The organism is Pantoea sp. JK (assembly GCF_026130245.1).
GTDB lineage: Bacteria > Pseudomonadota > Gammaproteobacteria > Enterobacterales > Enterobacteriaceae > Pantoea > Pantoea trifolii.
Map to the genome: position 1 here is coordinate 107,028 of NZ_JAINFN010000011.1, position 21,147 is coordinate 128,174.

Consider the following 21,147-nt stretch of genomic DNA (forward strand, 5'->3'; position numbering starts at 1 on the left):
CTTCTCCTGGTTATGAGGCGTGCTTTTCCGCCGGGCTACGCCAGCCCAGCAGACGGGAAATATCGCGGGCGCAGGCAATCACCTGACCAGCAAGGTAATCGCGTTTGTCGTCGTCAATCTCGAGTCGGGTACCCACCAGAGAAATGGCAGCGACTAACTGCTGGCGGGCATTGAAAATCGGCGCGGCAACGCAGCGCACATCGGGATAATCTTCGCCGTTATCAAAGCTCCAGCCCTGACGGCGAATGCGTGCCAGCTCAGTGCGCAGCGCGTCGGCATTGCGCAGCGAGGTTGGCGTCACCGCCACAAAGCGCAGGCCGCTGATAATACGTTCCTGCTCTTCAGGCCGTTGCCAGGCCAGTAAACATTTGCCAATGCCCGAGCGATAGAGCGACAGGCTTTTCCCTTCGTGCGAGCGCACGCTGATGGTGGCGGCAGATTCGAGTTTGAGGATGTAACAGGCGTGGCCGCCATCGAGGATGCCGAGGTGGCACAGCAGATTGGTGTGCTGCATTAAGCGCGTCAAACGTGGACGCGCGATATCGCGAATATCCATGTGCTGCAACGCGTGACCGGCAAACTCCACCAGCCGTGTCCACAGGCAGTAATTGTTGTTACGATCGATGGTGATCAGACGCTGTTTTTTCAGTTCAGCGAACAGCAGATAGGCGCTGCTTTTGGGAAGCGCCAGCGTTTCAATGATCTCGGCGGCACTGCACGGTCCGTGCTGGGCAATAAATTCGAGAATCGCAATGGCGCGCGTCAGCGCAGGGACAGGCGTAATTTCCAACATGCTGGACTCCAGTCTGATGATCTGGAGCGCAGTGTTGTGGTTTTAACCTCTGAGAAGTGTGCGCCGCTTCAAATTACGTGGCGCACAGTGCGTTTGGCGGCAGCGCGTGTGCGGGAATGTGAATCGCGCCGCGCTGCAAGTACAGTCGGCTGTACTCGCAGCGCAGAATCAGGAAATTTAAGAGAAAATGTATTTGATCGCTGCAATGACCATCGTAGTGGTCATCACCATTAACAAACGCTTTATCCAGCGCATATCGGTTTTCAGCGCGGCAACATCCGCTTTGAGTTGTTTGACGTCAGCTTTTAGTTCGTCAATGTCCTTAATCGCGCCACTTAAGCGAAAATCGAGATCTTTAATAGCACCAGTAAGTCGAACATCCAGTTCTTTAATACTCCCTGTAATGCCTTCTCCGGCCTTCATCAAATCGGCACGAGATAACGCATTGTCCTGCTGCATTTCGGTAAAGATCTCGACCATGGCTTCGGCTTGCTGATCGCTGACGCCGGCCAGCTGCAGTGCTTTAAAAGCTTTGTGTGTATTCATCATCGCGAGTGTCATCCGTGAAGCTCTTGATTTGAGGTGAGGCATAAGCCGACATCTTCCTCAGCGAGCGATTGTTGCGCCATGTAAGTGTTGATATTTTGCGCGGCATTGCGAAAAATATCAATTAGTACAACAAGTAACGTTCAGACGGATGCGGGCATCTCGCAAAATTGACGTCAGGATCTGCCGCGAAAAGTTTTGCGATATTGCAGCGGGGAGGTGTTGAGTTGCTTCTTGAAATGGCAGCAAAGCTGTAGATGCTTACGCTGCCAGTGCAATGATCACTGAACCGGCTGGCCCGGTAGCAATTTCTCAGACATCAACCGGCGGCAGGATAAACTTTCCTGCCGCGCTTGCTGCTGCTGTTGCGGCGACAAATCCTGCCAAACCGTTTGCAGATGCTCTGCCAGGCCTTGCTGGAAATGCACCTTCTGCAATGCGTAATCGGAATTACTGCCTTCAATAATCTGCTGCATATCTTGCGGAGCATTGCCGCGCCCATCGTGAGTCAGCGTACAGAACATGGCGATGTAATAACCTTTATCCTCATCGCTGTAGTGCGGCATCAGCCACCAAACCACAGCACTGATGACGATCAGCAAAGGCACAATGTATTTGAGTTTTAACATGAATAGGTTTATCCGCTGAAGAGTGAAGCGCGCCATGATAGCGACGTGAATTAAAGTGCCTGCGCGCACGCCCAGGCCGAGCTCCATGCCCACTGGAAGTTGTAACCGCCCAGCCAGCCGGTAACGTCCACCACTTCGCCGATAAAGAATAAGCCAGGCACATCGCGCGCTTCCATGGTTTTTGATGACAGCTGGGTGGTGTCAACGCCGCCCAGCGTCACTTCGGCGGTGCGATAGCCTTCGGTACCGTTCGGCTGTACGCGCCACTGATGCAGCGTATTAACCAGCTCGCCCTGCTGCTTGCTGTTCAGCTGCTTCAGCGTGACGTCAGGAATCTGCTTCAGCTCCTGCAGCACCTCAACCAACCGTTTTGGCAGAATCTTCGCCAGGCTGTTTTTCAGGCTGAGGTTGGGATGCGCTTCGCGCTGCACATGAATGAAATCATCCAGCGAGGTGGCGGGTGATAAATCAATGGTGACGAATTCTCCCGGCTGCCAGTAGCTGGAGATTTGCAGCACCGCAGGGCCCGATAAGCCGCGATGGGTAAACAGCATCGCCTCTTTAAATAAGGTGCCATCCTGCGCGGTGATGGTGGTGGGCAGCGCGACGCCCGACAGCGTGTTGAGCTGTTCCAGCAGCGGTTTATGCAGCGTGAACGGCACCAACGCCGCGCGCGTCGGGAACACTTTCAGGCCGAACTGCTCCGCCACTTTGTAGCCAAACGGCGTGGCGCCGAGGCCCGGCATCGAGAGCCCGCCGCTGGCGATCACCAGTTTTTCGGCCTGCACCAAATTACCGTTCAGCTGTAAGGTATAGCCGCTGTCGTCGCGCTCGACGCTCAGCACTTCACTGCGCAAGCGAAGCGTCACCTGCCCGGCATCACACTCTTTCAACAGCAGATCGACAATCTGCTGCGCGGAATCATCGCAGAATAATTGCCCGAGCGTTTTCTCGTGATACGCAATGCCGTGACGATTGACCAGATCGATGAAATCCCACTGGTTGTAACGCGCCAGCGCCGATTTACAGAAATGCGGGTTGTGCGACAGGTACGCAGCGGGCTCGGTATGCATGTTGGTGAAGTTGCAGCGACCGCCACCCGACATCAATATCTTGCGACCGGCTTTTTTGCCGTTATCCAGCAGCAATACGCGACGACCCAATTGTCCCGCCTGCGCCGCGCAGAACATGCCGGCTGCGCCTGCCCCAATAATGATAACGTCAAACTTTTCCACTGCTTTTATCCGCCTTGCCTGAAAGGCGCTGATTGTAGGGATTTGCGGCTTTTAGCGCCAGCTTCAAAAAAATGCCGTAAATGTGTCATAATGTAACTCACTAATTTTTAGCCGTTTTCAGCTAAATCTATACGCTGCATTACAATTTTAAGACAATAAAGAGCTATATTTTTCTTTCATATCGCGCACGTTGTCGCAGATAATGCGCCGCGTTCATGTCCTCCCAAAATGGCGTAACGTTTATGCTACATCTGTTTGCTGGTCTCGACCTCAGTACCAGCCTGTTACTGATTCTTGCTCTGCTGTTTGTATTGTTTTACGAAGCAATCAACGGTTTTCACGACACTGCTAACGCGGTCGCGACTGTCATTTATACCCGTGCGATGCGGGCGCAACTGGCGGTTGTCATGGCGGGTGTTTTCAACTTCTTAGGTGTTTTGCTTGGTGGATTGAGCGTGGCGTACGCCATCGTTCACATGCTTCCGACCGATTTACTGTTGAATGTCGGTTCGGCCCACGGCCTGGCTATGGTCTTCTCCATGCTGCTGGCCGCGATTATCTGGAACCTCGGCACCTGGTATTTGGGTTTGCCCGCCTCCAGTTCTCACACATTGATTGGCGCTATCATCGGTATTGGTCTCACCAACGCCCTGATGACCGGCACCTCGGTGGTTGACGCGCTCAACCTGCCGAAAGTCATCAATATCTTCATGTCCCTGATTCTTTCACCGATTGTAGGTCTGGTGATTGCAGGCGGTCTGATCTTTATCCTGCGTCGCTACTGGAGCGGAACCACCAAACGTTCACGCATCCATATGACGCCTGCTGACCGTGAAAAGATTGATGGCAAGAAAAAGCCTCCGTTCTGGACGCGCATTGCCCTGATCGTTTCCGCGATTGGCGTGAGCTACTCACACGGCGCTAACGATGGTCAGAAAGGCATTGGCTTGATTATGCTGGTGCTGATCGGCGTCGCGCCGGCGGGATTTGTGGTGAACCTGAATGCATCAGGTTATGACATCACCCGCACCCGCGATGCCGTCAATCATCTGGAGCAGTATTATCAGCAGCACAACGAGTCGCTGACGCACATGATGCAGCTGGCGCCGCCTGTGGTGCCAACGCCGGATGAATCGCTTGGCGGTCCGCAGGAGTTCCATTGCGACAGCAGCCGTGCGCTGCAGGCTATCGATCGTGCGCAGCTGCTGCTTAACAACCTGCAGAGCTATGATCAGCTGACGGTTGATCAACGCAGCCAGATGCGTCGTCTGCTGCTGTGCGTTTCCGATACCGTGGATAAAGTGGCCAAGCTGCCGGAAACCAGCGCGGAAGATAAGCGCTTCCTCAACAAGCTGAAAAGCGATTTGCTGGGCACCGTTGAGTACGCACCGATCTGGATTATTGTGGCTGTGGCGCTGGCGCTCGGCATCGGTACCATGATTGGCTGGCGTCGTGTTGCCACCACCATTGGTGAGAAAATCGGTAAGAAAGGCATGACGTATGCGCAAGGGATGTCGGCGCAGGTGACGGCCGCAGTATCGATTGGCGTGGCCAGTTACACCGGTATGCCCGTTTCTACCACGCACATTCTGTCGTCGTCGGTGGCCGGTACTATGCTGGTCGATGGCGGTGGATTGCAGAGTCGCACCATCAAAAATATCGCTATGGCGTGGGTGTTCACCTTGCCGGTATGTATTTTGCTGTCGGGTTCGCTCTACTGGATTGCACTGAAACTGATCTAAGCAAAGCGCAGAAATATTCGAGGGCGACGCGATGTCGCCCTTTTTTATTGCCAGATCGCCATCGCAATCAAACTCACCACCACCAAAAAACAGAGCCCGCTGGTCAGCACAAACTGTCCGCGCACGCGCTCACAGCGGCGAATGAACTCGTCGTCATGATGATCGTGATAGCGCTTCTCCCAGATATAGCGCACCAGCCGCACCTGCTTACTTGGCTGCCCGTGCGACGTGAAGAAACCCGCACCATCCACGTATTGATATAACAGCGGATCGCAACCGCGCAAAACGGCCAAAAGTGAGCGCAAAGAAGAGAAATAGCGCGCCATATTCACCAGACAAACCACACACAGAGCCCAAAAAAGCGCGATAGTGCTGATCATGTTCCCCTCCCGGCTGGAGCCGCAACGACGTCGAACGCAGCGGGGAATTGCTGTAGACGCCGCACGGGAAATAAACCAGCCACTGAATGATGTCGATTGCATTGTTGTTATGCGAACCTGAGTGCGCAACGCATATGGCAGTGGCACTTATTTTCAGTGTAGGAGATCTGTTGAATTTTTTTCCAGCGATGATTTTCGTTCAGGGCGAGTGAAAAAGCCGATAACGCTTGATCTTCCTCACAAGCGAACTTGCGCTTGCAGCATTTGTTAACAACTCTGGCTATACTCAGGACATAACAAAAACCGCCTGCAAGGCTGAAATAGTTGGTTGGTGGCGCTTCATCGCCGTCTCGCGCAAAGGAATCGCCGACCGTGAAAGCAGGAAGATTGCCCCGAATCTTGAGAAAGGAGTTTTATCATGGCTTATAAACACATCCTGATTGCAGTAGACCTTTCCCCGGAAAGCCAGTTGCTGGTTGATAAAGCCGTTTCGCTGGCCCGTCCTTATGATGCAAAAATCTCGCTGATCCACGTTGATGTGAACTATTCAGACCTCTACACCGGGCTGATTGATGTCAATCTGGGCGACATGCAGAAGCGTATTTCTGAAGAGACGCACACCGCGCTGAAAGAGCTGTCAATTAACGCCGGTTATCCGATCAGTGAAACCCTGAGCGGCAGCGGCGATCTTGGCCAGGTGCTGGTGGATGCGATTAAGAAATATGATGTGGATTTGGTGGTGTGTGGTCACCATCAGGACTTCTGGAGCAAGCTGATGTCATCGGCGCGCCAGTTGATTAACACCGTGCATATCGACATGTTAATTGTTCCGCTGCGCGACGAAGACGAAGAGTAACCGTAGGGTCGCCATTCATGGCGACCCTCCTCAAAACCACTCGCTCTACCTCAGCGGCGGATAAATATCAAAACGATGGCTTTTGGTCACCACTGCATCCTGCGTCACCACGCCCGCTAACGGCGGCGCATAATCCGGACGCTTCACCACAATGCGCTTCTTCGCCAGCCGACGCGCCGGTTCCAGCAACGCATCCGCATCGTCATCCGCACCGACCAAAGACTGAAACACGCGCATCTCTTTCTTCACCATCGCGCTTTTCTGGCGATGTGGATACATCGGATCGAGATAAACCACATCCGGCGCTGGCGTGATATCGCTCAGCGCTTGCTGGCTAACGGCGTGCAGCAGCGTAAGCCGATCGCGCAGCCAGCCGCCAATCTCCGCATCCTGATAACCGCGACGCAAACCATCGTCCAGCAAGGCCGCGACCACCGGATGACGTTCCAGCATGCGCACGCGACAGCCCAGCGCCGCCAGCACAAACGCATCGCGCCCCAAACCGGCCGTCGCATCAACCACATCTGGCAGATAACCGCTTTTGATGCCGACCGCTTTCGCCACCGCTTCGCCGCGACCGCCGCCAAACTTGCGCCGATGCGCCATCGCGCCCGAAACGAAATCCACGAAGATGCCGCCGAGTTTCGGCTCATCCCGCTTACGCAGCTCAAGGTGCTCGGCGGTTAACACCAGCGCCATCGTTGCCTGATCGTCCTGCTGCAAACCCCAGCGCTCGGCTAAATGTAATAAGGCGCCGTCTCCGGCGCCTGTTTCATCAATTAAACCAATTTTCACAAGCCGGCTTATCCCTGAATTCCGTAGTGTTCCAGCATTGCATCGAGCTGCGGCTCACGGCCACGGAAGCGTTTGAACAGCTCCATTGGCTCTTCGGAACCGCCACGCGTCAGGATGTTATCGAGGAACGACTGACCGGTCTGACGGTTGAAAATGCCCTCTTCTTCGAAGCGCGAATAGGCATCGGCAGCCAGCACGTCGGCCCACAGATAGCTGTAATAACCGGCCGCATAACCACCAGCAAACACATGGCTGAAAGCGTGCGGGAAACGGCCCCATTCCGGGCTTGGCACCACGGCAACCTGCTTCTTCACTTCACGCAGGGTTTCGAGGATGCGTGCGCCTTGCGCAGGATCGAACTCGGTATGCAGACGGAAATCGAACAGGCCGAACTCCAGCTGACGCAGGATAAACAGCGCCGCCTGATAGTTTTTCGCCGCCAGCATTTTATCCAGCAGTTCTTTCGGCAACGGCTCGCCGGTTTCGTAGTGGCCGGAGATAAACGCCAGCGCTTCCGGCTCCCAGCACCAGTTTTCCATAAACTGGCTTGGCAGCTCGACGGCATCCCACGGCACACCGCTGATACCGGATACGCCCGGCGTTTCGATGCGCGTCAGCATATGATGCAGACCATGACCGAATTCATGGAACAGCGTGATCACTTCATCGTGCGTGAACAGCGCCGGTTTGCCCTGCAGCGGACGGTTAAAGTTACAGGTGAGATAGGCCACCGGCTTTTGCAGGCTGCCGTCGGCTTTACGCATCTGGCCGACGCAATCGTCCATCCACGCGCCGCCACGCTTGTGTTCGCGCGCATAGAGATCGAGATAGAAGCTGCCGCGCAGTTCACCGCTTTCGTCGAACAGGTCGAAGAAGCGCACGTCTGGATGGTAAACATCGACGTCTTTGCGCTCTTTGGCGGTGATGCCGTAAATGCGTTTAACCACCTCGAACAAGCCGCTCACCGCGCGCGCTTCCGGGAAGTACGGACGCAACTGCTCATCGCTGATGGTGTAGAGATGCTGTTTCTGTTTCTCGCCGTAATAGGTGAGATCCCACGGATTCATCTCGTCGACGCCGTACTCTTTCTTCGCGAAGGCGCGCAGCTGAGCCAGCTCTTTTTCGCCTTGTGGACGAGCGCGTTTCGCCAGATCGGTCAGGAAGTCGATCACCTGCGCCGGATTTTCCGCCATTTTGGTCGCCAGCGATTTGTCAGCGTAAGAGTCGAAGCCCAGCAGCTGCGCGAGTTCATGGCGCAGCGCCAGCTCTTCCGCCATCACCGGACCGTTGTCCCATTTGCCCGCATTCGGGCCCTGTTCGGAAGCACGCGTTGAATACGCGCGATACAGCTCTTCACGCAGTGCGGCGTTGTCGCAATACGTCATGACCGGCAGATAGCTTGGGATATCCAGCGTCAGCAGCCAGCCTTGTTGCTCTTTGGCTTCGGCCTGAGCTTTGGCGGCGGCCAGCGCACTTTCCGGCATGCCCGCCAGTTCCGCTTCATCGGTTACCAGCTTGCTCCAGCCCATGGTGGCGTCGAGCACGTTGTTGCTGTAGGTCGAACCCAGTTCAGAAAGACGCGCCGCGATTTCGCCGTAGCGCTTCTGCTTCTCTTTATCGAGGCCGATACCGGACAGCTCAAAATCACGCAGGCTGTTATCCACCGCTTTCTTCTGCGCGGTATCCAGCGCCGCGTAGCTATCGCCCTCTTTCAGGTTGCGATACGCCTGGTACAAACCTTCATTCTGGCCAACCCAGGTGCTGTATTCGGACAGCAACGGCAGCGTTTGCTCGTAAGCTTCACGCAGTTCTGGGCTGTTCTTTACCGAGTTCAAATGGCTGACCGGCGAGAACAGGCGACCTAAGCGATCGTCGACTTCAGCCAGCGGCTGCACCAGATTTTCCCAGGTATAAGGCGCGCCTTGTGCCACAACGCGTTCCACCGCTGCGCGGCAGTCATTTAGCGCTTCAGTAACCGCAGGCACCACATGTTCAGGTTTGATGGCAGAGAACGGAGGCAGCGAAAAAGGCGTGAGTAACGGATTGGTCATAAGCGCAGTCCTTTCATGATGAAGTAGTGGCGCGAACTTTCGCGCGACGCATTTTACTAACATGCGGCTTGATGGCATGAAAATCAATGCCACTAAGCCTGGACCAACGAAGAAAAGCCCGCCAGAAGGCGGGCTGAAGATTATTTAATCGCGAGTTGGTAGTGAATCACATCGTAAGGCGCCACCCACGGCGGCAACGGCTCGCGCTCGAAGATATCTTTCGCCAGCGCCCAGCCTTCCACAGCGCCACCGGTTCCCGTTAAAGACATCCCTTCATACAGTAAAGGAGGCAGCGTATTATCAAACACCACCTTATCGTCGGCAAAATCGTTAATCACTTTGCCGCTCAACGTACTGACTTTCACACTCACCTGCACTTGCTGTTCAGGGATCAGCTTTGCATTAACTGATTTAACCGTAAACCAGTGCACGCCATTCTGCGTTAACAGGCTTTTGCGCTTATCGAGCTGCTTGTTCAACCGCGCGTAGCCTTTCTCGATCAGCGAGCCCATATTTTTATTGATGGCTTCCTGCATTGCCGCATATCGACGCGACATCTCTTCACTGTTCATAACCGAAGTGCCGGTTTGCAGTTGTGTGCTAAATCCCGCAATGAGCTGTTCAAGACTGATGGTGAGGCCGGTATCTTTCACCATCTGCAGTTGTACCACCGCGTTGCTGGCGATGGATTGCCCCAACATATAACCATCGCGCTCAGCATCACTTTTGGGATCCGTGAGCGGTGCCGCCGCAACAACGGGCTGCTTTTTCGCTGTTTCAAGCTCTGCGGTGAGTTTATCGTTGCTCGCTTGTAGCCTCTTTTCCTGCTGTTCGTTCTTCAATTGCAGAGCGGCTTTCTGCTTTTCCAGTTCGATAACGCGCGCGCAGATGGTTGAGCTGCGTCTGGAGTTCAGGCTGAGCGGCGGTTTTTTGAATTATTTTTGGTGCAACCGGTTTTGGCTGCGGTTTTGGCGTTTGAACTGGTACAGAAGGTAGCGTGCGCGCCGCATCGCCAAAGGCGTGCAGCATTTCCTCTTCCGAGGCCGCAGAGGCCAACGCAGGTAATAATAATGCAGTGCAGAAAAGGACAAACGGCAGATGACGCTGTGTCATCACAATCTCCTGTAACAGCCCTAAGAACACAAAAGGCCTCATCCCTATTATCTAAATAGAAATGAAGCCCATCAACAGCGCGAAATTTCGCGCTGTTACTTAACGAGTGTGGTTAAAAACGCGTGGTTTAACCGGCCTGGCGAATAATCAGCTGCGACAGACGTGTCTTAATGCGGAAGCACAATTCACGAATCTGGAATTGATAACGCGGCATCACTAAATCGTTAATATCCGCACCAATTGAATCTTTAATTTGCAGATATTTATTGGTCTGCGCACCGATTTTCTGGAATTCGGCTTGATAGCTGGCATAAGAAGCCTGGCTATAAAGGCGCATCGCGTCCAGCTCTTTGCGGCACTGCTGAATATTGCTCGAACGGTCGTCACTGAATGAAGCGGTCGCTGGCTGAGCCGGAGCTGAAGCCACAAATGGCGTACCTTGTTGCTCTGGCGCGTTTTGCGCTGCAGGCTGCTCTTCCGCGATCGGCGGCGTAACCAAGCTATGAGTGGGTTGTTGTTTCGCGCAGCCAGTCAGTACCAACAGGGTTGCCACCGCGACACCAGTCATTTTTTTCATTATTGTCACCAGGAGTTGTTTGAGATGCTTTAAGCAAAAAATTATACGGCTTTAACCGAAAAGTTTCCTGCCAGAAACACCTGGCATTTCGCTCGCGACCGTTTCGCTACCGGAAACTAACTTACTTAATCTGTAGTGAAATTTCGAGTATCGCGTTATTACACGGCGAACTTTCCTGAAGCAGGCTTGATCGCAATCGGCTAAAGCGACCCGTTGCTTGCAAACTTAAGCCTCGCGCCAAAACGTCAGCAATTTTTATGCAGCGCGGCTATAATCGCGCCACACACGATGTTTTGACTCCCTTTGATCCAACCGCGGACCCCCTTTCTTTATGCTGAGTTATCGCCACAGTTTTCATGCCGGCAACCATGCCGACGTGCTGAAACACACCGTTGAAAGCCTGATCCTCACCGCCCTGATGGAGAAGGAAAAACCTTTCCTCTATCTGGATACCCACGCCGGTGCCGGACGTTACCTGCTGAGCGGAGAGCACGCCGAGCGTACCGGTGAATATCTGGAAGGCATTGGCCGCATCTGGCAGCAGCCGGATGTGCCGGAGCTGCTCAAGCCGTATCTCTCGGCGGTGCGTAATCTCAATCCGCACGGCACCTTAAAGTATTATCCGGGTTCGCCGTTGATTGCCCGCTTCCTGCTGCGTGAAGAGGACAAAATGGAGCTGACCGAGCTGCACTCCAGCGATTATCCGCTGCTGCGCACCGAGTTCAGCAAAGATTCCCGCGCGCGCGTGGCGCGTGGCGATGGCTACCAGCAGCTGAAAGCCAAGCTGCCGCCGCTGAGCCGTCGCGGCCTGATTCTGATCGATCCGCCGTATGAGATGAAAAGCGATTATCAGGATGTGGTAAAAGGCATCCAGGAAGGTCACAAGCGTTTCGCCACCGGCGTGTTTGCGCTGTGGTATCCAGTGGTGATGCGTCAGCAGATCAAGCATATGGTTAAAGATCTGCAGGCCACCAATATCCGCAACATTCTGCAGATTGAGCTGGCGGTCCGTCCGGACAGCGATCAGCGCGGCATGACGGCCTCCGGCATGATCGTGATTAACCCGCCGTGGAAGCTGAAAGCGCAGATGGAAGAGCTGCTGCCCTGGCTGCATCAGAAATTGGTGCCCGCCGGAACCGGTCACTTCAGCGTCACGCAGATCGTGCCAGAGTAAGTTCGCTGACTACGTCGCCAGCCTATCAGGACAATTATCATGTGGATCATTCTGGCTGGCGCACTTGCTGTGCTGTCGCCCGCTAAACGTTTTTCGGTACTGCTGCTCACGCTCGCCACTATTTTGGGGCTGTTCGAAGATGTGCTGGATTGGCCAGCGATGGTGCTGCTCGGCGCGATTGCCGTCATCGCCTGGATTCGCGTGGAAAATAACGCACGCTGGATTCAGCTGGTGAGTGAAGCCGCGCTGGTTGCCATCGCTATCGGCCTGTTTGTGCACTTTTTCCCCGGTTTCAAAAATCCGCGTCAGGTGGAAGATGTGCAAGCCGGGCCGCTCAGCCTACCCTTTAGCTTCTCGTATAACTTCGATAAAGCGCTGATTCCGTTTGTGTTGCTCATCTGCTTGCCGCAGCTGTTCCGCACTAAATCCGCGCCGCCGCGACGCAAAATCTTGTGGCTGGCGCTGCTGGCGGCGATTCCGCTGCTGCTGTATGTCGCGGTTGAGTTAGGTGGCCTGGCCGTTGAACCACACTGGCCGGAATGGTTAGGCAGTTTTATGCTGGCGAATCTGTTCTTCGTGTCTCTGGCGGAAGAAGCGTTCTTTCGCGGCTATCTGCAACAGCGCCTGCGCCAGAAAGGCGGCCCCGTTGCCGCGCTGTTACTGACTTCGCTGCTTTTTGGCGTGTCGCATTTTCCCGGCGGGCCGCTGCTGATGGTGTTTGCCACCTTCGCCGGGCTGATTTACGGCCTCGCATGGCAGTGGAGCGGACGCCTGTGGGTCGCCACCGGCATCCATTTCCTGTTCAACATGACGCATCTGCTGTTTTTCACCTATCCGGCGCTACAGCACTAAACCTCGAACACCGCGAAATCATGTGCCAGCTCGGTCGCCGCAAACACCGACTGGCACTCCGCCAGCAGTTTCTCCCGATCCTTAGACAAATAGCGCGAGCTGAAATGGGTGGCGATCATCCTCTTCGCCCCCGACTGTTTCGCCACTTCGGCGGCCTGAAGGGTGGTTGAGTGGCCGCGTCCATTGGCTTTATCCTGCAGCGCCGCCTCCAGCGTGGTTTCATGCACCATCACATCGGCATTCGCGGCCAGCTGCAGCGCCACCTCGGTTGGCGCGGTATCACCAAATATCGCCAGCACTTTGCCTTTGGTTGCCGGGCCAAGATAATCGGCGCCGTTGATCTCTCGACCATCTTCCAGCTGGATGCGCTTACCCGCTTTCAAATCCTGGTACCACGGCCCGCGCGGTACACCTTCTGCTTTCAGGCGCGGCGCATCAAGGAAGCCCGGTTTATCGTGCTGCTCGATGCGATAGCCATAACACTCAATCACATGATTCATCGGCCAGGCCGTCACGCGCACTTCGCCGTCATCCAGCACCAAACCGGCTTCGATCTCGACAATTTCCAGCGGATAAGAGGTGTACGAGCCACTCAAACTGAGCGCCGTCTCGATAAACTGGCGAATACCTTTTGGTCCGTAAATAGTCATTGGTTCGGGTATACCGGCCATCGAGCGGCTGGTAAGCAAGCCCGGCAGCCCAAAGATGTGGTCGCCGTGCAGATGGGTGATGAAGATTTTCTCCAGCTTGCCCGGCTTTAGCGCAGAACGCATGTATTGATGCTGCGTCGCCTCGCCGCAGTCAAACAGCCAGGTATCGCCGCGTTTCGACAGCGTCAGCGCTATCGCGGTGACGTTACGTTGCAGGCTGGGCGCACCGCCGCCGGTGCCGAGGAATGTCAGTTGCATGCTATGCTTCCCTGTAATCGGACATAAAAATCAATGCTATTACAATCATAGGTTCAATCTTTGCGTCAATAATCGTCCTAGCGTTAAACTCTATGCCAATTTTCTTCCAACAGATGGACATAACGGATGACCAGACATTTTGACTACCTCGCCATCGGCGGCGGCAGCGGCGGTATCGCCTCGATTAACCGTGCAGCGATGCATGGCCAGAAGTGCGCCCTGATTGAAGCCAAAGAGCTGGGCGGCACCTGTGTCAACGTCGGCTGCGTACCGAAAAAGGTCATGTGGCATGCGGCGCAAATCGCTGAAGCTATTCATCTTTATGGGCCAGATTATGGCTTCGACACCACGGTAAACCGTTTTGACTGGTCAATTCTGGTGAAAAACCGTAGCGCCTACATCGACCGCATTCACAGCTCGTACGACAACGTGCTGGGTAAAAACAAGGTTGAAGTGATCAAAGGCTTCGCGCGCTTTATCGATGCTAATACCGTGGAAGTGAACGGTGAAACCATTACTGCCGATCATATTCTGATCGCCACCGGCGGACGCCCAAGCCATCCCAACGTGCCGGGCGCGGAATACGGTATCGACTCTGACGGTTTCTTTGAGCTCGATGCCCTGCCAAAACGCGTGGCGGTCGTGGGCGCAGGCTATATCGCGGTGGAACTGGCGGGCGTGGTCAATGCGCTGGGTGCAGAAACGCATCTGTTCGTGCGTAAGCATGCGCCGCTGCGCAGTTTCGATCCGCTGATCGTCGATACGTTGGTAGAAGTGATGCAAGCCGAAGGCCCAATGCTGCACACCGAATCGATTCCGAAAGCCGTGATCAAAAACGCCGACGGCAGCCTGACGCTGCAGCTGGAAAGCGGCCACGAGCAAACCGTCGATTGCCTGGTGTGGGCGATTGGCCGTGAACCAGCAACCGACAACCTCAATCTGGCGGCAACCGGCGTGGCGCTGAACGACAAAGGCTACATCAACGTCGATAAATTCCAGAACACCAACGTGAAAAGCATCTACGCGGTGGGCGATAACACCGGCGCGGTGGAACTGACGCCAGTGGCCGTTGCCGCAGGCCGTCGTCTCTCCGAGCGTCTGTTTAACAACAAACCGGACGAGCATCTGGATTACAGCAACGTGCCGACTGTGGTGTTCAGCCATCCGCCAATTGGTACCGTGGGACTGACCGAACCGCAGGCGCGCGAACAGTACGGCGACGATCAGGTGAAAGTGTACAAATCCTCCTTCACCGCGATGTACACCGCCGTTACCCAGCATCGCCAGCCTTGCCGCATGAAGCTGGTGTGCGTTGGCCCGGAAGAGAAGATTGTCGGCATTCACGGTATCGGCAACGGTATGGATGAGATGCTGCAAGGCTTCGCGGTGGCGCTGAAAATGGGCGCGACCAAGAAAGACTTCGATAACACCGTAGCGATTCACCCAACGGCGGCGGAAGAGTTTGTGACGATGCGTTAATATTTCCTGTCGGAAATGAAAAACCAGCCATTTATTCATGGCTGGTTTTTTTATGGCTGTAATTTACATTCCGTTTTCTTCACTACTCAATAATGCATGCACAGGATAAGATTTATTTCTTTGTTGGCGGTCGCCATTAATGCGCACTGAAAATTCAATGGCATTACCAGTTTAAATATTTTTACGGGGAGAACGGTGTGAATAAAGGTCGGAAGCGGGCATGAATATTATCGATATCATTATGTCCGCAGGCAAAGCCTCGGTAGACGTGGCCCTCTACACGTTGATTCCGATTATGGTGGTGATGTTATTCATCATGAAATATCTGGAGGTCAAAGGTCTACTTGATTTTGTTGTGCGTCATGCCACGCCGTTATTAAAACCTTTCGGTATCACCGGGCTGGCATTTTTTGCCATGATTCAGCTTAATTTCGTCAGCTTTGCGGCCCCGCTGGCGGCGCTCGCCATTATGGAAAAGCGCGGCACTTCCGATCGTCATATGGCGGCCACGCTGGCGATGCTGTTTGCCATGGGCCAGGCCAGCACCTTTTATCCGCTGATTCCGGCGGGATTACACTGGAGCACGGCGCTAATTATTTCGATCTGCGGCGGCGTAGTAGCGGCGGCGGCAACTTATCACCTGTTTGGCCGCAAACTCTCTGATGCGGCGCTGTTGAATGAAGATGAAGCCGTCACCAGCAGCGAAAATAAAATGGGGCTGATTGGCATCATTAATAGCGCCGGATCCGATGCGATTCGTCTGGCGCTGGGTTCGCTGCCGATGCTGATTATCTCGTTATTGGTGGTCGGCATTTTGAAGGAAGCAGGCGGGATTGAAATGCTGACGCGTCTGGTGTCGCCGCTGCTGGATAAGCTGAATATTTCCGAAGTCTATATTCTTCCGGCGCTGACTAAATGTCTGGCAGGCGGCACCGCCTATTACGGCGTGGTGGCGGGATTGGTGGAGAAAGGCTTATACAGCGCGCACAACATCAACGCGTCGGCGGGATTGCTGATTCAAACCTTCGATCTGCCCGGCATCGGGATCTACCTTGGCCTGTCGAGCCGATTCCCGCGCCTGTTCCGCTTTGCCGTGCCCGGCATTATGCTCGGTATTGCGCTGCGAGCGATGGTGCACGCCATCCTGTTCTGATTATTGCTGGCGCTGAATACGCTTTTCAGCGCCATTTAGTAAATAACACTACAATTCACAGGCGTTATTTATTATTAGCCCTATTAATTTCATCGTTATTTTCACCCATTGCATTAGTGATATTTTTAGTACTATTATCGCAACAGATATTTCAACTATAAAATTAATCCTGATTAAATATCGGGTTAATTTACCAAGCCCTTAACTTCATTGCAGGTAATATTCCTGTATATCCTTTTTTTGCAGACAGGGTAACTCCATGAGCGCTAAGCAGATAACCTGGAATGGCGGATTACAACCGGAAGCCATCGATATTCTGGCGAAAGATGGCGGCATGATCGTTAGCCCAACCAAAGTGGGCTACATCATCATGACCTCCGATAAAGCCGGACTGGAGCGTAAGTTCGAAGCCAAGCAGCGCAAGCGCAACAAGCCTGGCGTGGTGCTGTGCGGCTCGCTGGAACAGCTGCGTTCGCTGGCGCAGCTCACACCAGAAATCGACCAGCTTTATCAGCGTCACTGGGATGAAGATATTCTGCTGGGCTGTATTCTTCCGTGGCGCGACGATGCGCTGTCGCGTATTCCCGATGATGGCTCAAAAGAGCTGATGATGGATGGCCGTCAAACCAGCTGCTTCGTGATTAAATTCGGCAAGCCAGGCGAAAATATCGCAAAAGCATTATGGGATACTCACGGGAAATTCTCCTTTGCCAGCTCAGCCAATCCATCTGGGCAGGGAAATCGCGGTTTGGTTGAAGGTATTGGCGAGCGCATTGAAGCCCGCGCCGATTTAATTATCGAAGCCAATGCTTATGTGAAATCCATTCAGCCTAACGATGCCAATAAAGTGCGCTATGAACAAGGCGTTATGGTGTCGATGGTGGATAGCGAAGGTCGTCTGATTCCACAGCAAAACGGCGAGCGCAAAATCACGCCGTGCCCGGTGCTGATTCGTAAAGGGTTGGATGTGGATAAAATTATGGCGCTGCTGTCCGAGATCTTCCCTTCATGGGATTACCGCCACGGCGATTATTATTGATTTGCGGCTTGGTCGCCATGAATGGCGACCCTACAGATTTACACATCCGCGCCAAACGCCACATCCCGTTGCCCGCGCAGCTCTGCCAGCCGGCTTTCCAGCGCCGTTTCGATATTCTGATACGCCGTGCTGCCGAGCGCTAATCGCAGCGGCATGCTGGGCTGATCCAGCGTGGCGATCATCGCCGTGACGCATTTCCCGGCATCGCCGGCAATAGTGAAATCGCCCGAAAAAATCGCCTGACGCAACTGGCCTGCGGCGTTATCGCGATAAACCGCCAGCGCATCGGCCACATCCAGACCCGCACCAAAATGGGTTGCGGTCGGGCCTGGTTCCACCAGCAGGAAATCAACACCGAAGCTGGCGACTTCCTGGCGCACCGCTTCGACAAATCCTTCAATGCCCCATTTCGTGGCGTGATACAGGCTGAAGTTGGGATAGGCGATTTGGCCGCCTTCGGAGGAAACCTGCGCGATGCGCCCGCCGCCCTGCTGACGCAGGAAAGGGATCACCACGCGAATCAGCTGGATTGAACCGGTAAGATTGGTGACGATCTGGCGCTCAATCTGCGCATCGCTCAACTCTTCAGCCGCGCCAAACAGGCCGTAAGCTGCGTTGCTCACCACCACATCAATGCGATCGACGGCGGCAAAAGCGCGTTTAATCGCGGGTGCAATGCTGGCGGTGTGCGCCAAATCCAGCGCAATAATCTGCAGCTGTTCGCCGTAGGTTTGCTGCAGATCGGCCATCGCCTGCTCACGTCGCACCGTTGCCAATACGCGATCGCCGCGCGCCAGTAAACGTTCACTCATCAATCGGCCCAGCCCGCTGCTGGCACCGGTAATTAACCAGGTTTTCATGTTGTGCTCCTCATATTGAAAACCTGATGGTAGATCGCTTTACTGGTGGAGATAATCCACCTAATCGCGCATGACCCGGTGAGGAAAAACCACCAATGAGACGTCCTTCCTGGCACGAACTGCAGGCCATCAAAACGCTGGGCGAGCAGCGCAGCTTTCGCCGTGCCGCTGAAATGCTCGGCTTAAAGCGCTCTTCGCTCAGCCATCTGGTGAAAACGCTGGAGCACAATCTTGGCGTACAGCTGTTTCAACGCACCACGCGCAGCGTGTCGCTCACCGATGCCGGGCAGCAACTGCTGGATCGGCTTTCGCCGCTGCTGAACCAGATGGATGATGTGCTGCACGACATCTCCGCCAGCCGTCATCAGCATTACGGCACGCTGCGCATCAGCGCCAGCGATGCCTCGATCGGTTTGCTGCTGGATCACGTAGTGGCGGACTTTAGCGCGCACTATCCCGATATTCAGCTCGATTTCGCCGCGCAAGGTGCGTTAGTGGATATCACCGCCGCCGGTTTTGATGCCGGCATTCGGCTGATTGAGGATGTACCGCAGGATATGGTGGCCGTTCCGCTTGGCGGCCCGCTGACGTTTGTAACCGTCGCCGCGCCCGCTTATCTGACAAGAAACGCGTCGATTCTTCATCCGCGCGATCTGCTGCAACAGCAGTGCATTCGCCAGCGCTTGCCGAGCGGTAAACGTTATCAGTGGGAATATGCGCAGGCGGGCGAAAAGCATGAGATTGACGTGCCAGGCACGCTGACGTTAGACAGCAACGCGTTGATGGCACAGGCCGCTCTCGCCGGTTTGGGCATTGCGTATGTGCCATCGCTGTATGTGGAGAAAGAACTGCGCAGCGGACAGCTGGTGGAGCTGCTGGCCGAGTGGCGGGTGCAATCGGCGGGGATTGCGCTGTGGTTCCCGCCCAACCGACATCAATCCATGGCGCTGCGGCTGTTTATCGATGCCCTGAAAGTCAGCCTGCCTCATTACGCGTGAGGTCGAGAAACACGGTTTCAGTCTTAAAACCTTCAGCAACGGCGTTGCTCTCTTCATGCCCGGCGGCGTAACCTATCTTCACAAAACCTAAAAAATACACCATCGCAAAATGATCGTACGTCCTCATCAACACTGGTTTCTCCGGCTGTTTGACTGGCATGGCTCGGTGCTCAGCAACATCGTGTTCCGCCTGTCGCTCAATCTGCTGATGTCGCTGATCGCCATCTTTGGTTACCCGTGGTACTCCACTTTCGGCATTCACCTCACCACCGCGCCTTTTAGTTTGGTCGGTGTGTCGATCGCTATCTTTCTCGGCTTTCGTAATAACGCCAGCTATGCGCGTTTTATCGAAGCTCGCACCTTGTGGGGCAGCCTGCATATCACCCAACGCTCGCTGCTGCGGCAGATCAAAAGCATTCGTGGCCTGAGTGAAGAACAGGTACAGGAATTTACCGGCTTGCTGCTGGCGTTCTGCTGGAGCCTGAAACATCGCCTGCGTAAAACTGATGTGCAGGTCGATTTACAGCGTTTGCTGCCAGCCTGCTGGCACAGCAAAGTGCTGCATCATCCGATGCCGACGTCGCAGATTTTATTGTGCTTAAGTGAATGGCTGGCGCAGCGCCGCGATGAAGGGTTAGTGTCGGATATTGTCTGGCAGAGCATTGATGAAAATCTTAATCAGCTGTCGGCGATTCTGGGCGGTTGCGATCGCATTGCCAGCACACCGATTCCATTCGCCTACAGCCTGATTCTGCATCGCACGGTTTACCTGTTCTGTACGCTGCTGCCGTTTGCGCTGGTGGCGGATTTACACCTGATGACGCCGCTGGTATCGATGTTTATCTCCTACACCTTTTTGTCGCTGGAAGCGCTGGCGGAGGAGCTGGAACATCCGTTTGGCACCGCACCGAATCATCTGCCGCTTGATGCGCTGTGCGTCAATATCGAACGCAATTTGAAAGCGATGAATGGCGATACGCCGCTGCCGGAACCGCTGCAGCCGGACGCGAATTTTAATTTGACGTAATTAACCCTGATTATCCAACCAACGCACATACGCCTGATCCCACAATGCGGCTGGCGTGCCCGCTTTGCCGAGACCAAAACCATGCCCGCCGCTGCTGAGTTCTATCAGCTCAACCGGCACGCGCATGCGGCGACAAGCGTCACGCATCATTTCTGTATTGTGGGGGTTGGAGGTGTGATCGTCCTCGGCCTGGGCGAGAAAAGTTGGCGGATATTGCCGCGTGACGTAGTTTTGCACTGACCAGTTGGCTTCCTGGGTCGGCGTGGCGTTTTGGCCCACCATCATCAGATGCGTGTTGGTGCGCTGATACGGCGCTTCAAGGGTGATCACCGGATAAATCAGCCCAACGCTATCCACAATTGGCCTGACCTGATCCAGCGGATCCTGCGCCGGATAGGATTCAAAATCCGGACGCGCCGCCGCCATGCCGAGCAGATGGCCACCGGCGGAGAAGCCCAACACATGCACTTTGCGCTCCATCGAACGCACCAGACGAATGGCACGTTGCGCATCCTGCAGCGGTGCCAGATTGCCCGCCTGCCACTTCTCACCCGGTAAACGGTAGCTAAGCACATACACCGTATAGCCGCTGCCATTCAGCCAGCGCGCCACCGGCCAGGCTTCGCGGCCCATACCGATAAAACGATAGCCGCCGCCCGCCGCCACAATCACCGCTTCGCCGTTGGGATTTTCCGGGCGGAAACGTTGAATCGCGGGTGAAACGATATTGGTCCAGGAGCCATGGCGATCGACTTTGAGCAAGCCTGAAGGGCCGCCGCCGCCGGGCGGATCGTCGGGCCACAACGGAATGACATCATCGCGAGCAAAGAGTTTGCCCGTGGTCATCGAGAGAACGGTTGCTCCAGTAGCCAACAAAAAGTGACGACGTGTAATCATCTTGCCCAGTGCCAGTATGCAAAAAATGCCAGCTTCAACAGCT

The 21,147-nt window shown here is 54.8% G+C and carries 22 protein-coding genes; 9 read left to right on the forward strand and 13 right to left on the reverse strand.

What is annotated here, in order from left to right; genetic code table 11:
- Window positions 1-10: 10 nt before the first annotated feature.
- The 4 genes from PanJK_RS20915 to PanJK_RS20930 all read right to left on the reverse strand — a co-directional run bounded on the left by PanJK_RS20915 (window position 11) and on the right by PanJK_RS20930 (window position 3,203).
- Complete coding sequence (locus PanJK_RS20915) at window positions 11-793, reverse strand: IclR family transcriptional regulator (RefSeq protein WP_265302616.1); 783 nt, start codon at window positions 791-793, stop codon at window positions 11-13.
- Between the two features lie 177 nt (window positions 794-970).
- A complete protein-coding gene (locus PanJK_RS20920; RefSeq protein WP_265302618.1) occupies window positions 971-1,354 on the reverse strand; it encodes a CCDC90 family protein in 384 nt (127 codons plus the stop codon).
- Window positions 1,355-1,620: 266 nt separating this feature from the next.
- The gene (locus PanJK_RS20925; RefSeq protein WP_256697724.1) at window positions 1,621-1,968 is read right to left on the reverse strand and encodes a hypothetical protein; all 348 of its coding nucleotides are present in this window, start codon (window positions 1,966-1,968) and stop codon (window positions 1,621-1,623) included.
- Window positions 1,969-2,018: 50 nt separating this feature from the next.
- The gene (locus PanJK_RS20930) at window positions 2,019-3,203 is read right to left on the reverse strand and encodes an NAD(P)/FAD-dependent oxidoreductase (protein WP_265302621.1); all 1,185 of its coding nucleotides are present in this window, start codon (window positions 3,201-3,203) and stop codon (window positions 2,019-2,021) included.
- 242 nt (window positions 3,204-3,445) lie between these two features.
- Between PanJK_RS20930 and pitA the strand changes: the two genes are divergently transcribed.
- The gene (gene pitA, locus PanJK_RS20935; RefSeq protein ID WP_265302759.1) at window positions 3,446-4,945 is read left to right on the forward strand and encodes an inorganic phosphate transporter PitA; all 1,500 of its coding nucleotides are present in this window, start codon (window positions 3,446-3,448) and stop codon (window positions 4,943-4,945) included.
- A 44-nt stretch (window positions 4,946-4,989) separates the two neighbouring features.
- Here pitA and uspB read toward each other — a convergent pair whose 3' ends face one another.
- Window positions 4,990-5,325: a universal stress protein UspB gene (gene uspB, locus PanJK_RS20940; RefSeq protein ID WP_008108136.1), complete on the reverse strand. Its 336-nt coding sequence runs from the start codon at window positions 5,323-5,325 to the stop codon at window positions 4,990-4,992.
- 418 nt (window positions 5,326-5,743) lie between these two features.
- Between uspB and uspA the strand changes: the two genes are divergently transcribed.
- Entirely contained in the window at window positions 5,744-6,181 is a 438-nt protein-coding gene (gene uspA, locus PanJK_RS20945) for a universal stress protein UspA (RefSeq protein ID WP_007889892.1), read from the forward strand.
- 45 nt (window positions 6,182-6,226) lie between these two features.
- On the opposite strand, the gene rsmJ is transcribed toward uspA, so the two are convergent.
- The 5 genes from rsmJ to PanJK_RS20970 form a co-directional block, all read right to left on the reverse strand.
- Window positions 6,227-6,976, reverse strand: a complete 750-nt coding sequence (gene rsmJ / locus PanJK_RS20950) for a 16S rRNA (guanine(1516)-N(2))-methyltransferase RsmJ (RefSeq protein WP_265302625.1) — start codon at window positions 6,974-6,976, stop codon at window positions 6,227-6,229.
- 8 nt (window positions 6,977-6,984) lie between these two features.
- Window positions 6,985-9,027, reverse strand: coding sequence for an oligopeptidase A (prlC, locus tag PanJK_RS20955; protein WP_110867662.1), 2,043 nt, complete (start codon window positions 9,025-9,027; stop codon window positions 6,985-6,987).
- Window positions 9,028-9,167: 140 nt separating this feature from the next.
- Complete coding sequence (locus PanJK_RS20960; RefSeq protein WP_265302630.1) at window positions 9,168-9,869, reverse strand: FKBP-type peptidyl-prolyl cis-trans isomerase N-terminal domain-containing protein; 702 nt, start codon at window positions 9,867-9,869, stop codon at window positions 9,168-9,170.
- Window positions 9,823-10,140, reverse strand: a complete 318-nt coding sequence (locus PanJK_RS20965; RefSeq protein WP_265302633.1) for a hypothetical protein — start codon at window positions 10,138-10,140, stop codon at window positions 9,823-9,825. Before PanJK_RS20965 ends, PanJK_RS20960 begins: the two co-directional genes overlap by 47 nt.
- 127 nt (window positions 10,141-10,267) lie before the next feature.
- On the reverse strand, window positions 10,268-10,717 hold the full coding sequence (locus PanJK_RS20970) for a hypothetical protein (RefSeq protein WP_256697730.1): 450 nt from the start codon (window positions 10,715-10,717) through the stop codon (window positions 10,268-10,270).
- 331 nt (window positions 10,718-11,048) lie between these two features.
- Between PanJK_RS20970 and PanJK_RS20975 the strand changes: the two genes are divergently transcribed.
- Window positions 11,049-11,891, forward strand: a complete 843-nt coding sequence (locus tag PanJK_RS20975) for a 23S rRNA (adenine(2030)-N(6))-methyltransferase RlmJ (protein ID WP_007889903.1) — start codon at window positions 11,049-11,051, stop codon at window positions 11,889-11,891.
- Between the two features lie 39 nt (window positions 11,892-11,930).
- Window positions 11,931-12,743: a CPBP family intramembrane glutamic endopeptidase gene (locus PanJK_RS20980; protein ID WP_265302637.1), complete on the forward strand. Its 813-nt coding sequence runs from the start codon at window positions 11,931-11,933 to the stop codon at window positions 12,741-12,743.
- On the opposite strand, the gene rnz is transcribed toward PanJK_RS20980, so the two are convergent.
- A complete protein-coding gene (gene rnz, locus PanJK_RS20985) occupies window positions 12,740-13,651 on the reverse strand; it encodes a ribonuclease Z (protein WP_256697732.1) in 912 nt (303 codons plus the stop codon). The two genes, PanJK_RS20980 and rnz, sit on opposite strands and share 4 nt — an antisense overlap.
- A 126-nt stretch (window positions 13,652-13,777) precedes the next feature.
- Here rnz and gorA point away from each other — a divergent pair, with 126 nt between their 5' ends.
- The 3 genes from gorA (at window position 13,778) to PanJK_RS21000 (ending at window position 17,322) form a co-directional block, all read left to right on the forward strand.
- Window positions 13,778-15,130 carry a glutathione-disulfide reductase gene (gene gorA / locus PanJK_RS20990; protein ID WP_265302639.1) on the forward strand — a complete coding sequence of 451 codons (1,353 nt, stop codon included), beginning with the start codon at window positions 13,778-13,780 and terminating at the stop codon, window positions 15,128-15,130.
- A gap of 220 nt (window positions 15,131-15,350) precedes the next feature.
- Window positions 15,351-16,283 (forward strand): nucleoside recognition domain-containing protein, encoded by a 933-nt coding sequence (locus tag PanJK_RS20995; protein WP_265302641.1) that lies wholly within the window; start codon window positions 15,351-15,353, stop codon window positions 16,281-16,283.
- Between the two features lie 259 nt (window positions 16,284-16,542).
- The gene (locus PanJK_RS21000) at window positions 16,543-17,322 is read left to right on the forward strand and encodes an L-threonylcarbamoyladenylate synthase (protein WP_265302644.1); all 780 of its coding nucleotides are present in this window, start codon (window positions 16,543-16,545) and stop codon (window positions 17,320-17,322) included.
- Between the two features lie 38 nt (window positions 17,323-17,360).
- Here the strand turns inward: PanJK_RS21000 and PanJK_RS21005 are convergent, their stop codons facing one another.
- Window positions 17,361-18,182, reverse strand: a complete 822-nt coding sequence (locus PanJK_RS21005) for an SDR family oxidoreductase (protein WP_265302647.1) — start codon at window positions 18,180-18,182, stop codon at window positions 17,361-17,363.
- A gap of 95 nt (window positions 18,183-18,277) precedes the next feature.
- On the opposite strand from PanJK_RS21005, the gene PanJK_RS21010 reads away from it, so the two are divergent.
- Complete coding sequence (locus PanJK_RS21010; RefSeq protein ID WP_265302649.1) at window positions 18,278-19,180, forward strand: LysR family transcriptional regulator; 903 nt, start codon at window positions 18,278-18,280, stop codon at window positions 19,178-19,180.
- Window positions 19,181-19,289: 109 nt separating this feature from the next.
- Complete coding sequence (locus PanJK_RS21015) at window positions 19,290-20,207, forward strand: bestrophin family protein (protein ID WP_265302651.1); 918 nt, start codon at window positions 19,290-19,292, stop codon at window positions 20,205-20,207.
- Here the strand turns inward: PanJK_RS21015 and PanJK_RS21020 are convergent, their stop codons facing one another.
- A complete protein-coding gene (locus PanJK_RS21020; RefSeq protein WP_265302653.1) occupies window positions 20,208-21,104 on the reverse strand; it encodes an alpha/beta hydrolase in 897 nt (298 codons plus the stop codon). It abuts the gene before it with no gap.
- Window positions 21,105-21,147 lie beyond the last annotated feature (43 nt).

Coding starts and splice junctions, on each gene's coding strand:
- PanJK_RS20975 (WP_007889903.1), top strand. CDS start 11,049: ATGCTGAGTTATCGCCACAGTTTTCATGCCGGCAACCATGCCGACGTG.
- PanJK_RS20995 (WP_265302641.1), top strand. CDS start 15,351: ATGAATATTATCGATATCATTATGTCCGCAGGCAAAGCCTCGGTAGAC.
- PanJK_RS21010 (WP_265302649.1), top strand. CDS start 18,278: ATGAGACGTCCTTCCTGGCACGAACTGCAGGCCATCAAAACGCTGGGC.
- pitA (WP_265302759.1), top strand. CDS start 3,446: ATGCTACATCTGTTTGCTGGTCTCGACCTCAGTACCAGCCTGTTACTG.
- PanJK_RS20970 (WP_256697730.1), bottom strand. CDS start 10,717: ATGAAAAAAATGACTGGTGTCGCGGTGGCAACCCTGTTGGTACTGACT.
- PanJK_RS21000 (WP_265302644.1), top strand. CDS start 16,543: ATGAGCGCTAAGCAGATAACCTGGAATGGCGGATTACAACCGGAAGCC.
- uspA (WP_007889892.1), top strand. CDS start 5,744: ATGGCTTATAAACACATCCTGATTGCAGTAGACCTTTCCCCGGAAAGC.
- prlC (WP_110867662.1), bottom strand. CDS start 9,027: ATGACCAATCCGTTACTCACGCCTTTTTCGCTGCCTCCGTTCTCTGCC.
- PanJK_RS21005 (WP_265302647.1), bottom strand. CDS start 18,182: ATGAAAACCTGGTTAATTACCGGTGCCAGCAGCGGGCTGGGCCGATTG.
- uspB (WP_008108136.1), bottom strand. CDS start 5,325: ATGATCAGCACTATCGCGCTTTTTTGGGCTCTGTGTGTGGTTTGTCTG.
- PanJK_RS20965 (WP_265302633.1), bottom strand. CDS start 10,140: ATGACACAGCGTCATCTGCCGTTTGTCCTTTTCTGCACTGCATTATTA.
- PanJK_RS20920 (WP_265302618.1), bottom strand. CDS start 1,354: ATGACACTCGCGATGATGAATACACACAAAGCTTTTAAAGCACTGCAG.
- PanJK_RS21015 (WP_265302651.1), top strand. CDS start 19,290: ATGATCGTACGTCCTCATCAACACTGGTTTCTCCGGCTGTTTGACTGG.
- PanJK_RS20980 (WP_265302637.1), top strand. CDS start 11,931: ATGTGGATCATTCTGGCTGGCGCACTTGCTGTGCTGTCGCCCGCTAAA.
- gorA (WP_265302639.1), top strand. CDS start 13,778: ATGACCAGACATTTTGACTACCTCGCCATCGGCGGCGGCAGCGGCGGT.
- PanJK_RS20915 (WP_265302616.1), bottom strand. CDS start 793: ATGTTGGAAATTACGCCTGTCCCTGCGCTGACGCGCGCCATTGCGATT.
- rnz (WP_256697732.1), bottom strand. CDS start 13,651: ATGCAACTGACATTCCTCGGCACCGGCGGCGGTGCGCCCAGCCTGCAA.
- PanJK_RS21020 (WP_265302653.1), bottom strand. CDS start 21,104: ATGATTACACGTCGTCACTTTTTGTTGGCTACTGGAGCAACCGTTCTC.
- PanJK_RS20925 (WP_256697724.1), bottom strand. CDS start 1,968: ATGTTAAAACTCAAATACATTGTGCCTTTGCTGATCGTCATCAGTGCT.